The sequence below is a fragment of the Rhodopirellula sp. JB055 genome (genome assembly GCF_043100905.1).
Lineage (GTDB): Bacteria > Planctomycetota > Planctomycetia > Pirellulales > Pirellulaceae > Rhodopirellula.
The window spans coordinates 1-12,394 of sequence record NZ_JBICHO010000100.1 but is presented as its reverse complement, the minus strand read 5'-3'; the positions used below and the strand labels follow the sequence as shown (position 1 = coordinate 12,394).

The following is a 12,394-nucleotide window of genomic DNA, read 5'->3' as shown; positions in this document are numbered from 1 at the left end:
ATCGTTTTTCCCTCGCTGACGCTTCGGGTTTTGAGAAGAACACAACTTCAAAACTGACGCTAGCGAGGGATCGTGTGCCATTGCAGCGTGCCAATGGGTCCCTCGCTGACGCGTCGGGTTGTGATGGGGGCGCGTGCCATTGGTTTTCTCATAACCCGACGCATCAGCGAGGTGACGTCAACATCGTTTTTCCCTCGCTGACGCTTCGGGTTTTGAGAAGAACACAACTTCAAAACTGACGCTAGCGAGGGGGCGTATGCCATTGCAGCGTGCCAATGGGTCCCTCGCTGACGCGTCGGGTTGTGAAGGGGGCTCGTGCCATTGCAGCGAGCCTGCCGGCCCCATCGAGCTTCACCGTCACGCTTCGAACCGGAAATTTCGCGGCATTTTGCGGCGAAAACCGCTCGCTAGGATGATCCACCAACGAAATGCGTTCAGGCAGCGACATTTGGTCGCGGGAGACAGCCCGATGTTGCGGCAAACTTCATGGAAGGCTTCGAATCGCTTCATCAAACCCCAATTCGAGTTGCGTGTCGCGGTCGTCGAACCCCAATTCGCGGTGCATCAGAGATGGCTGGATGTCGTGGCTGTTTTGGTATTTCTCGCTGGCTTTCTCGGGGCTGTCGCCGCTGATTTCCCAGTACGTGATCTGACAGATCTGGATGTGGGGGTAGATCCGAACGGGCTGGACGCAATGCAGTTCCAGCGTCCAGGTCCCGCGGTAGCCAGCGTGTCCGAGGCTGCCACCAGGATTTATAAAAAGTCCTAAACGCCCGAGTGAAGAACGCCCTTGGATAATCGGCACCAACCCCTGAGTTTCCGTGTGTTCGACGGTTCGTCCCAAGTACAACGTTCCGGGTTGCAGCGTCAGGCCTTCCTTGGGAATTGGCATTCGGCGATAGCGATTGGGAGATGCCGCATCCAGCACGACTTCTTCGTAGACCAGCAATTCGTCGTGCAGCGTCAAGTTGTAGCTGTTGGGCGACAATCGCTCGGGATCAAACGGATCGATCAGGATTTCGTTGCCCAATCGCTGTTGAATGTCTTGACCGGAAAGGATCATCGACTGTCTTCCTTGGCGGAACGTGGCGAGGTGCGGAACGGACGGAGCCACTCGGGAAATCGACGCTTGGCAAATCACCACGAAGAAGCCACGGCCGAGACGGCGTTCGGGGGGGATGCGAGGACTGGGGCGTTGTGAGCGGTTCGTTGGATGGACTGCTTCATCGCAATTTAACCACTTCTGGCTTGCGATTGATCCCCATGATGACGCATTGGGGTATATTTCTGGAAAGCCGAATGTTCGGACCGAGCAACAACCGATTTGCTCCGTAGAACCGGCTTGAGCCGCAAAGGTTTTCTGACTGGCGTATCTCCCGCCCCACTGAATCCGCTTTTCAATAAAACGAGCGACCCCATGAGCAACATGAATCCTTACTCTTCCGGCGTCGACGGTGTCACTTATGGCAACGCCGCAATGTACGCTGACGAGACCGATCGAATCGCTTTCATTCGAAAGACCTACGCGCATCTCTGCGGTGCCGTTTTCGCGTTCTTGGCATTGGAGGTCGTGCTGTTCACGGTGGTTCCCGCCGCGACGATGGACATGATGGTCCAGCGGATGACGGGAGGCTACGGTTGGTTGTTGGTGCTGGGAGCCTTCATGGCCGTCAGTTGGATGGCTCGTTCGTGGGCCAGAAGCGGGCAATCACGCGGGCTGCAATACGCCGGGTTGGGGCTTTATGTGGTCGCGCAAGCTGCGATCATGCTGCCGTTGATGTACATCGCGATTCGAGTGATGGGCCAGCCTCAGATCCCAATCTTGGCCGGGATCATCACCACGCTGACGTTCGCCGGTCTGACCGGTTTTGTGATGCTCACTCGGGTCGACCTGGCATCGTGGGGAACGTACTTGTTTGTCGCGGGTTTGGTGGCGATGGGCGTCGTCGTTTGCGGCGTGCTTTTCGGTTTTTCACTGGGGTTGTTCTTCAGTGCCGCGATGGTGGCCTTGGCATGCGGCTACATTCTGTACGACACGTCCAACGTTTTGCATCACTATGACACACGTCAGTACGTCGCCGCTTCGCTCGCGTTGTTCGCGTCGGTCGCGTTGCTGTTCTACTACGTTTTGCGAATCCTGATTGCCTTCTCCAGCAACGACTGATTCATGAGTTTTGATTCGATCACAGGAGTGACCAGTCTGCCGGATGACTTCGACGGGCTGGTCCGGTTGTTTCCGCTTCCGGGAATGGTTTTGTTCCCACACGCGATGCAACCATTGCATGTGTTCGAGCCTCGGTACGTGGACATGTTGCAAGAGGCATTGTCGACGGATCATTTGATCACGATGGCAACGCTGACCAATTCACAAGGCAGCGTGTTGTTGGATGAGTCGACCAAGCAAAAGTTGCCTCTGAACATGTTGCCGCCGATTTCGCCGACCGTCTGCGTGGGCAAAATCATCTCACACGCGGAACTCGAAGGCGACCGTCACAACATTCTGATTGTGGGGATTCGTCGCGCGACCGTCCGGCATGAACTGGACACCGGACGCTCCTTTCGGACGGCTCGTGTTGATCTGATTGACGACTTCTATTTGCCCGCGGGAACCCAGAAGCGAGCCGATCTGAAGAAGCGATTGCTTGAGGCCTTCGGGAAGATCATTCCCGTCAGCGAAGGCTCGCAAAAGTCTTTGCATGATCTGATGGCAGGACAGATGGGCGTCGGTCCGATCACGGACATCATCGCTTACACGTTGCCATTTGATCCCGATGAAAAGATCAAACTGTTGGCAATGTCGGACGTGGATCAACGAGCCGAAACGCTGATTCGAATGATCCAGCGTGGTGGTTTGGACTTGCAGTCGGTCAGTGTGCAGGAAGGCAACGTCGACTTGGCAGAGTCGTCTGGATCCCGAAAAGAGTTCCCGCCGCCGTTCAGTGTGAACTGAAGCGAACTGGATGATCCGGTTCCAGGGGGCGCATGAAAATTCCCGTAGGCGCATGAAAAACCCGTCTGCTGAGACCAAGGTAACCATCTCAGCAAACGGGCTAGGCTCGCGTTCTAGAAAGTGATCGCGAGTGGGGTGGCTGACCCTGGCGTCAGCCCGCCGACTTTCGTCAAGGGTTTCCACCCCGTTGGCTAATACAGCAATAATCCACTTGATCACCTCCTTTGAAAATTTGGTTCGACGCCACTTGCCCAGGTGCCAACCAGAACAGACAAGCGAACGTGCAGAAGTTTTGTCACGATGCGGAATCGCGACCCAGTGACGACATGATCGTCGGTAGTCAAGACGCATGCAACCAAATTCAGGTTCGCGGCAGCGAAGTGAATTCCGAGTTGAATTCTGAACCCACTCACGTTGAATTGATTGATGACCTCCGATTGGACTGAGCGAGACCTGCAAACGGACCCGATGCGATCCGCGTTTGTCCGTGCCATCGAAGCCCTCCGGCCGGGAGAAGTGGTCAGCTACGGCGACGTCGCGGCGCGAGCGGGGTACCCACGGCGTCACCGAGCGGTGGGGCAATTGCTCGGTGCGTCGTTCGATGCGCTGCCATGGTGGCGAGTGGTCTACAACGATGGGCGATTGCCGCCAGTCAATCCATCGCTTCAAGAGCAACGATTGATCGAAGAAGGCGTGACAATGAAACGAATGCGAGTCGTGCAGTCACCTCTGGGAAGGTTTGCTTCCTCGTTGAAATGAAGTGGATGCATCGGCCACTGCCGCGGTTTGTTTTCACCCGCTGACTACGGTGCTGGGATCACTACGGTGCTGGGATGTCGTTGAGGATGAAATCGACCGCGTCTTGTGCGACGGAGGTGGGCGACTCGTAGATTAACTTTGACCCGGGGGGAGGTGATCCGGCAGCACCGAAGTCGAACAGGTAACCAATTCCAACGCCGGAATCGGTTTGGCGAAAGACTTGATAACCCAAGTGATCCAGTCGCGTATCGTCTTCCAATTGCACGTAGGCCTCGTTTTCAAAGATCCATTGGCGGTGACTTTCGAGGGAACGTCCAGCCGATTGCAGTTCGACCCCAATCCGAATTTCCCGCAGAGGATCGGCGTTGCGAACCGATTCGATTGCGACCGTCATCTGGTCTTCCGTTTGGGAGGCGGCGGGATCGTTGAGGTCCAAGGTGAATGTTTCCCGCCGGCCGGGGATCATCGCGGTGAGCGTGCCTGACAAACGTTCGATCTTCTCCGCGGGCAAACTGGGAAGCTGCATCGGCAGAAAAAATTCACTTTGAGCCATTTCGCTGTTCGTTGCGATGTCGATGGTCTCGCCGCTGGTCTGAGGAACCAAGGCTTCACCGGAGTCGAGTTTTCCGTTCACTGCGCTGATTGGCAGCGACAATCCGATGGGCGTCCGGTTGGGTTGCCACTCTATGCTGAGATTGAGGTTCAGCCCGCTCAGTTCTGGTGAACGCAGAACACGTCGAGCCGTGACCACAGTGGGTTCGAGTCGGTAGATGCCAACGTACGCAGCCGACTCCACGCGGGACGGACGGTTTGCCTGACGCGGGATCAGCATCAAGGTGGTGCGGTCGCCGCCGTAGAAATTGATGTCCAAATCGGCTTGGTCGAGAACATGGTCGACGGCGTGCCAGAAATTCAGTGGCGAACGCGGGGCCTGAATCGATTGGCCTGGATCGATGCCTGGCCCGGCGGCTTCGAGATCAAATTCGACTTCGCTGGCGGCCGAAATTGCCTCGAGAGCCTCACCCAGTGTCTTGGCGTTTTGCAGACGGATCAGTTGTGTTTCGACATGTGTTTCCGCTTTACGAGTCGCCCACTCTTGGCGCACCCGGTTGAGGCGTTCGCGTGCCTCGATCGACAAATCATCGAGAATCGCGGGGAGATAGTCAGCGGCATCTGGTCCGGCATCGATCAACTTTTGCTCCGCCGCACGACGCGTTTGTGCTTCGTCGGCGTCGAGCTCGGCGATCCAGATGGGAACTTCGAGTTCCAGGTCCGTCGTTTGGGCTGGGGCTTGTCCGGAGAGCGGGCCGCCAGCGATCGCCGCCATGCAGAGTGCCAGCAAGGTCACCGCAAGCGGGACAACCCGATGGTGCGTGACGTGAAAACGGTGCATGTCAAGCTTTCGAGAGAAGGATTGAACTGAAAACCAAGCAGCGGGCGTTACAACCGTGACGGTACGAGGAACCTTCCGTTCAAAAAGATTCTCCATCCGTCCGGCCCCTCAATCTTAACCTAGGATTGAGTAGATCGCGTGGGTGTTGGGGGGCATCAACGGTTCGGTTGTGTTCCTTTGTTGCTCCTCACCGTTGACTTCCATCTTAACGATGACTTTCACCAAGCTCGCGAAAATGTTGAACGTCGTGTCTTCTGGCACACGAATTCGACGGATGCCGATCCCCGGGACTCGTCCTTGGCAGAAACGCGGCGTCGGATTGGTTGCTGCCGTTCTGTGCAGCGGGTTGTTGCACAACGAGGCGATCGGCGATCCGGTGGCGCCCGCTTCCCCAGGACGTTCTCAGCAATTGGTGTCCTCAAAAACGTTGGCACCTTCGGTTCGACCGGGTTTGGTTGAGTTTCGAATTGGAAACAAATGGCAGAGCGGTCTGCACCTGATCGAATCGCAGAGCGAATCATTGGTGATCGGCAGAGACGGTTGGTTGCACACGATCAGCCGAAGTGAAAAGTCTCAGGCCATGCGTTCCATCTCGGGTGAGTTTCGCCCGACGACCTCGGTCGAACTTCGCAATCAATTGCGTGCCGAGTTTGGTCGAAAATTCGAAGTGGTCGCGACACAGAATTTCTTGGTGGTGCAACCCAAAGGCCGCGGAAGTCGCTGGCCCAAAATGTTTGAACAGTGCCACCGCTCGTTCGTCGATTACATGGAACGTCGTGGTGTGAAAGTTCGCCAAGGTCGCTTTCCGATGGTGGCCGTCGTGTTGCCAGACGCTCGTGCAATGTACGACGAAATCGCGAAATTGGGGATCGATGTTTCGCGAGTCGCTGGGCTGTATGCGAACAAGTGCAACCGAGTGATGACGCATGATGGCGGAGCATTGAGTTCGATCGCGGCGACGGTCCGTCACGAAGCGGCCCATCAATCGGCGTTCAACTGTGGTGTGCACAGCCGAGTCAATGACACACCGAGCTGGGTGACAGAAGGCATCGGCCAAATGTTCGAGCCCGCCGCGATGAGTTCAGGGCGAAGCGGCACGCGATTATTCGAGCGGGTGAACCGGGAATCGGTACGGCAACTTCGCGAAACCATCGACATGAACGATCCCGCCGAAGTCGCGAGGTGGGTGGACCGAATGATCCGCAGCGATGATCTGTTCCGCAATCCGACGACGATTCACACAGCGTACGCGTTGGCGTGGTCAATGATGTTCTACTTGGCGGAACGCGACACAGAGGCCTTCGCGGATATCTTGAACTTCACCGCGACACGGCCGCCGTTTGAAACGTATCGATCCGGTCAACGAATGATCGATTTCGAACGCGTGATTGGTAGCGACGTGCGTGACTTCAGCAATCGATTGACACGATTCGTCGCGGATTTGCCCTCAAAATGAGGGACAGACGCCCTCGCAGATCACATGGTTGTGTTTGAGCACTTCTGCCGATGTGCTTAGAGAACTTTGGTCTGCCCGGGGATCGCGACGGCATAGTTTCCATCGGCCAGCGGCTGGACAGGGGCAAAGTCCTTGAGCGAGTGCAGCGCGTCGACATTGGCCAACAGTTGGTCGCTTTGCAGAGCCTCGTTCCAGCGAACGATCTTGCCGGAATAACTTGCCATTCTCCCCATGATCGCGGTCATCGTGCTGGTCGCTCCGTATTCGGCCTCGTTGGGGATTTCACCTTTGCGAAGTGAGGCGAAGAGGTCGTTCTGAGCTTGTTGGCAGCCTTTGTCCTTGGATGTTTGTTGCGCGCTTTGCCAAACCACTTTGCCGTTCGTGTCACGGATGATCGCGGCGCTGATGTCGCAGGAACCTTGCGTGCCGTGGATGTGTTCGCTGACCGAGTTCCAGCACCCACGAACATGACGGCATTGGCTGAGCAGACGCACGTCTTTCGCGTAGGTGAACTCGACCATGTGATGGTCGAAAGTTTCGCCAAGCGTTTGGTCGGATTGTGGGTCACGACCGCCTTGGCCTTGAGCGGAGACCGGATGTTGGCCGAGCACCCAATTGATCACGTCCAAGTTGTGAACGTGTTGTTCGGCGATGTGATCGCCACCAATCCAATTGAAGTGTTGCCACTGGCGAAGTTGATATTCCAGCTCGGAGGCATTCGGTCGCTTGGGCCGCAGTTTGGATCCGGCACCGTTCCAGTAGGCTCGGGCGAAAATTGGATCACCGATCGCGCCTTCTTGCAGTCGTTGGACACATTCGCGGTAGCGTGATTCATGGTGGCGCTGCAGGCCAACCGCAACAGCCAAACCTTTTTGTTTGGCGATCTCGTTGGCCGCGAGAACGCGGCGTATGCCGGGGGCATCCGTCGCGACGGGTTTCTCCATGAAGACATGCTTGCCTGCTTCGATCGCTTTTTCGAAATGCAGCGGTCGAAATCCAGGGGGCGTGGTGAGGAAGACAATGTCCGCGTCGCTTTGCAGCACGTGCTTCCAAGCATCCAAGCCGACGAAACGGGCGCCGTCCACATCGACTCGTTTGCCGTCCGGGCCGCTGTTGCCATGTTTGCTCTTGATGGCACGGTAGGCTGATTGCAAATTGTTCTCAAACGCGTCCGCCATGGCGACCAAACGGGTCGCGCCATCGGTGTTCATGGCCTGGATCACCGCGTTGGTTCCGCGACTGCCACAACCGATCAGGCCGATTTTCAGGGTGTCGTCACCGTAGACGTGAGCCCCCTGCGCGACGCTGAGGTTGGTCCCCAGCACACTGCCGCCGGCCAGCATGATGCCGCCACTTTGGATGAACTTGCGTCGATTGGCGCGCTGATTCAACACAGCGGATCGTTCCGAACCAGAAACCGAATCGCCAGTTGGCTGTTGCGGCGATGCAGATTCGGGACGCACGGGGGATCGTGAAGGCATGAAGTGGTCGCGAAAGAGTTTCGACGAGGCGGGAACAGCGACGCTCGAACGTCTCTGTTGAGGTTTGCAGTTTAACCCAGCGGAATGGTGCTGGCCAACGTTGCGGCGAATGCAGAACGCAATTCGGCCAAATGTGAGCCTATTCCGCCGGTTTTTTCAGTTTGATCAGACCGGCTTCTTCGGCCTTTTTCAATTCGGCTTGAACGTCGACATAGGTCGGTTCGGGCAATTCCGGGCCTTTGCGGACCACTTCGGCGGTGATAATCGCGTCCGGTGGCAACTGGATTTTCTTCTCGTCGCTTTTCGACGGGTCTCGGCGACGCAGAGTGCTGATCCGATCCATGCCCTCGATCACCCGCCCAAACACGGTTTGTTGGCTGGAAGCCACCGCGACGGGCAAGAAGAAAATCGCGAATTGTGAGCTGGCGGAATTCTCGATGAAGCGGCCTTCGCCCATCGGGATCTTGGCCATCACCAACGAGCCTCGCAGAACATGATGCGAGTTTTCGTTGCCGTGCTCGTCCATCAAGAATTGGCCGCTGTTGCCGCGGCCATCGCCAGCGGGGTCACCTGACAAAGCCAGCATGTTGGGCACAACTTGATTGAAATCCAGTCCATCGTAGAACCCGTCCTCCACCAGTTTCAAGAAGTGAGCCACGGTCGAGGGAGCTTCGTCGGGATACAGTTCGATCAAGACATCGCCGCGGGTGGTGGTCAAGCGGACTTGTGGAAGCGAGTCACGATCGATCTTTTCCATCCGCTCCATTTCTTCTTTGTATTGCCGTTCCAGTTCATCGATGAAGTGCTGGTTCGCCATATCGACTTGTTCCAGTTCATCTGGTTCCAGCGATTCGTAGACTTTGCGAGCGGTGTCAAAGTTGCCGGTGGAAATTCCTGCGCGGGCGGCGGAGAGAAAGAGGTAGCGGTAGTTCTGTCCGATATCAATCAACCGGGCGGCGGCTTCGTAGGTGAGTTCGTCGTAGATGTCGTTGTCGAAGTGATGCTGGACCATCGTGACCATGTAACTGGCTGCTTCAGGGCTGGGCAGCAACCGAAAAACGCGGACGGAGTTTTCCATCTGCTGCTGCATCAGGTCCCAGGTTTTGTGTTGCTGAGCCCGGAATGCTTTGGTGGCCTCGCGACTGCGGTCGATGTCGTTGTTGTATCGAATGTGCATCGTGCGAAGTTCCAGCATCGAAGCGAGCAGTTCTTCGTGCGTCGCACGGAACTTCGCGTAGAGTTCCTCGGCCTCCTTCCGAACGTCCTCGGGCATCTCCGCCATGGCCTTTTCGAGGATTTCGGGATCGTCTTTGATTCGGCCGCCGTCGACGCCTTCTGGTGCCTGGGAAGCGTTGTTGTGGGAGTGATCGTGGTCATGCTCATCTGTTCCGGCACTGGATTCCTGCGCTGAAGCTGGTTCGACCCAACCGAGCAAAGCAGGCCCCCCCAATCCAGTCGCCATGAACAAGGACAACAAAATGGGAGCCGTTGCAAGCCTGCGTGACCGTCGTGAAGATTGGTTCGAGAAAGCGAGCATGCGAATGACCGAGGAAGAGAAAACGTGCGATGGGACGCGAAAGCACACCAAATCGAGCGTGATCGCGAAAGGGCAGGACCCGGCAAGAAACATTCATTCAGAAGGTTCCTTGTTCGGCACGTACGCATGAACCTGGGGGATGGTTTGTTTGCCAGCAAGGATTACGTTGAGGGAAATCAGCGAGGAAGCAGCGGGCCGCCAGATTGGCGATCGGATGCTGAACGCTGCCCCGCCGTGGCTGATCCCAGAGACGGCTGTTTTTTACCCTGCTTGCCCGTGATTTTGCGTCCTGCGACCGAACGTTTCATGACTTCCACACCAATGCTCGCCTTGCGAATCGGACTGGGATACGACTCACACCGACTGGGGAAAGGCGGTCCACTGCGGATTGGCGGGGTGGACGTGCCAGGAGAATTTCACGCGATCGGGCATAGCGACGCAGACGTTTTGCTGCACGCGGTGACGGATGCTTTGTTGGGCGCCATCGCTGGCCCGGACATCGGCCGATTGTTTCCGGATGACGCCGAGGAAAACCGGGATCGTGACAGCCGCGATTTTGTCCAAGAAGCGTTCCGGCAAGTGATGGAGGCGGGGTACACGGTCAACAACCTCGATGCGGTGATTTTGGCTCAGAAACCCAAGATGGCACCGCATATTGATTCGATGCGGAACACGGTTGCCGAGATGTTGCAAACACGTGTCGACCAGATTGGCTTGAAGGCCAAAACCGGAGAAGGTGTCGATGCGGTCGGACGCAGCGAGGCGATCGCCGCACGGGTCATCGTGATGCTGCAACGCGTTTGAGACTCGGCCCGCCAATGAGGCTCAGGTCGCCAATTCGGGCTGCGTGCAGATCACTCGGATCCGACTGGCCCGATGTACTCGATGCTGCTGATCGAAGATGTGTTCGCTTGGATCTTCGCGATCGCTTCTTCCATCGAGTAGTACTGCGTGAGCAGTCGCTCGCGTTGGGCGTCGAGCAGTGTGTTCATCGATTCGACGCGATCGTCATTGCGTTCGATGTGATCGGCAAGAGTCTGCGTCTTGCGGATCAACATCCCGTTGTCGACTCCGGCGTAGGTGTCTGCCAGTCTTGAAAGTTGCCCGACCATTCCGATGCTCTCGTCGTCATCATTGGTCTTGTTGAAGAACTCTTCCACGCCGGCCTTGTCCGATTCCAACGCGGCTTTCAATTTGGTTTCGTCGACCTGCATCTGTCCGTTTTCATCCAACCGAACGCCGAGTTGACTGAAGGAACGAAACGAGTCGCCATAGCTGGAGGGCAACGTGCCCGTCAGCAGTCTTGAGTATCCATTTTGAATTCGCAGCGTTTCGGTGGAGCCAAACAGCAACCCAACCTCGTTGGACTCGGCATCAAAGAAGGTCACTTCTTCGATGGTATCGACCAGTTTGTTGTACTGATCAGCGAATCGCTTGATGGAGGAAACGATCGTGTCATTGTCGTCACCGACGTTGACGCTGATCGCTTCATCGGAGACCTCTTTGACAGTCAGGTTGAGACCGCTGATCTCGTCTTCAAAAACGCCATCGGTTGAAGTCAAGAACCGTTCTGCGCTCCCGTCGGTTGAGATTGAAATGAGCGCGTCTTGTGCTTGTGATGTGGTGCGTAGGTTCAGGTCCACGCCATCCAGGTTGACCGCAATTCGGCCGGCTTCGCCACCTTGTTTACTGCGGATCTGCAACCCATACGTTCCATCCGAGTTGGACACAATCGATGCGTCAGCGTAGCGATCAGATTCATTGATCTTCTCAACGATGGACTCGAGCGTGTCGTCCTCGGTAATCTCGATGGACAACGCTTCGCTTCCCGAGATGCTCTCACCGGGATCTGCCGTTCCGGCGAGGCCCAGGCTTTCAGCGACCGTTCCCAGTCCCGTGTCTTCGATCTGGAGCGAGGACGCACCTCCGGCGGTATCGGTGATGACGATTCCGTCGCCGGAGTCATTGATCGAAGCTTCCACATCGATTTCGAGTGAGTTGATTTGGTCAATCAAATCGCCGATCGTTTCGATTTCATCAACGGCCAGGTTGATCCCGCCGGTCGCGCCATTGCTGTCTCGGATGGTGAAGCTACCAGTGCCAACACCCAGCCCAGCGTTGAGTTCGGAAAGTTGAGTGTCCCGCGTCACAGATTGCAAATTCAAATCGGCGCCGACGACGATGTCATCCGTGGTCGAGGCGGCGATTCCGAGATTGGCAGCGGTGTCGTCGGAGGAGCTGATGTCGAAGTTGCCTGCTCCCCCGGACACATCCCGCAGTCGAAGGCCGTTGCCGGCGTCATTGATCTTCGCGATGACATCCAGCCCACTGCCGTTGATCGCATCAATGATCTCATTCAGCGAGGTCGCTCCGGAAACATCGACGCTGGCGGTGTTGCCGTCACCCGTTTGAATATCCAACGATGTCAGTGTGCCCAGGCCGTTGCCGCCGCCCAACTGCGATAGGCTGGCGCCGTTGAGTGAGTCCAGTCCATCGGGCATCGGGATGTCATTCCCGTCAACGGTGTTGGAGGCAACATCGATGCCGTGCAGCCCGAGGTCGGCAGCGGTTTCGGCGGAGCCCAGTTGTTCGACTTTCAGATTGCTGAGCGTTTGTCCGGTTTGATCGAGCAAGCGGATCTTGCCGCCCGAGGTGGTGGCTTGGATATCAACGTCGGCGTCGTTGATCGCTTGCAGCACGTCGTCCACGGTGCGAGCTTGCGACAAGTCGACTTCGGCCGACGTGCCGCTTCGGTCGGTCAGTCGAATGGAACCACCTTCCACGCCCAGGCCGTTGTTGAGTTTGGACAAGCTGACTT

11 protein-coding genes are annotated in these 12,394 nt (G+C 56.8%); 6 read left to right on the top strand and 5 right to left on the bottom strand.

Annotation, left to right across the window (positions count from 1 at the left end; all coding sequences use genetic code 11):
• Positions 1-484: 484 nt before the first annotated feature.
• Complete coding sequence (locus ACF8AM_RS04105) at positions 485-1,063, bottom strand: dCTP deaminase (RefSeq protein ID WP_392554413.1); 579 nt, start codon at positions 1,061-1,063, stop codon at positions 485-487.
• Between the two features lie 354 nt (positions 1,064-1,417).
• Between ACF8AM_RS04105 and ACF8AM_RS04100 the strand changes: the two genes are divergently transcribed.
• The 3 genes from ACF8AM_RS04100 (at position 1,418) to ACF8AM_RS04090 (ending at position 3,709) form a co-directional block, all read left to right on the top strand.
• A complete protein-coding gene (locus ACF8AM_RS04100) occupies positions 1,418-2,164 on the top strand; it encodes a Bax inhibitor-1 family protein (protein WP_392554412.1) in 747 nt (248 codons plus the stop codon).
• 3 nt (positions 2,165-2,167) lie between these two features.
• Positions 2,168-2,950, top strand: coding sequence for an LON peptidase substrate-binding domain-containing protein (locus ACF8AM_RS04095; protein ID WP_392554411.1), 783 nt, complete (start codon positions 2,168-2,170; stop codon positions 2,948-2,950).
• A gap of 426 nt (positions 2,951-3,376) precedes the next feature.
• Positions 3,377-3,709 (top strand): MGMT family protein, encoded by a 333-nt coding sequence (locus ACF8AM_RS04090; protein ID WP_392554410.1) that lies wholly within the window; start codon positions 3,377-3,379, stop codon positions 3,707-3,709.
• Between the two features lie 61 nt (positions 3,710-3,770).
• Here the strand turns inward: ACF8AM_RS04090 and ACF8AM_RS04085 are convergent, their stop codons facing one another.
• Positions 3,771-5,102, bottom strand: a complete 1,332-nt coding sequence (locus ACF8AM_RS04085; protein WP_392554409.1) for a hypothetical protein — start codon at positions 5,100-5,102, stop codon at positions 3,771-3,773.
• A gap of 142 nt (positions 5,103-5,244) precedes the next feature.
• Between ACF8AM_RS04085 and ACF8AM_RS04080 the strand changes: the two genes are divergently transcribed.
• Positions 5,245-6,558 (top strand): DUF1570 domain-containing protein, encoded by a 1,314-nt coding sequence (locus ACF8AM_RS04080; protein ID WP_392554408.1) that lies wholly within the window; start codon positions 5,245-5,247, stop codon positions 6,556-6,558.
• A 56-nt stretch (positions 6,559-6,614) separates the two neighbouring features.
• Here ACF8AM_RS04080 and ACF8AM_RS04075 read toward each other — a convergent pair whose 3' ends face one another.
• A complete protein-coding gene (locus ACF8AM_RS04075) occupies positions 6,615-8,039 on the bottom strand; it encodes a Gfo/Idh/MocA family protein (protein ID WP_392554407.1) in 1,425 nt (474 codons plus the stop codon).
• A gap of 139 nt (positions 8,040-8,178) precedes the next feature.
• The gene (locus ACF8AM_RS04070; protein ID WP_392554406.1) at positions 8,179-9,501 is read right to left on the bottom strand and encodes a peptidylprolyl isomerase; all 1,323 of its coding nucleotides are present in this window, start codon (positions 9,499-9,501) and stop codon (positions 8,179-8,181) included.
• Here ACF8AM_RS04070 and ACF8AM_RS04065 point away from each other — a divergent pair.
• A complete protein-coding gene (locus tag ACF8AM_RS04065) occupies positions 9,500-9,706 on the top strand; it encodes a hypothetical protein (RefSeq protein ID WP_392554405.1) in 207 nt (68 codons plus the stop codon). The two genes, ACF8AM_RS04070 and ACF8AM_RS04065, sit on opposite strands and share 2 nt — an antisense overlap.
• 176 nt (positions 9,707-9,882) lie before the next feature.
• On the top strand, positions 9,883-10,380 hold the full coding sequence (gene ispF / locus ACF8AM_RS04060; RefSeq protein WP_392554404.1) for a 2-C-methyl-D-erythritol 2,4-cyclodiphosphate synthase: 498 nt from the start codon (positions 9,883-9,885) through the stop codon (positions 10,378-10,380).
• Between the two features lie 50 nt (positions 10,381-10,430).
• Here the strand turns inward: ispF and fliD are convergent.
• Positions 10,431-12,394, bottom strand: a 1,964-nt coding sequence (gene fliD / locus ACF8AM_RS04055; RefSeq protein WP_392554403.1) for a flagellar filament capping protein FliD, incomplete at its 5' end; no start/stop codon positions are given.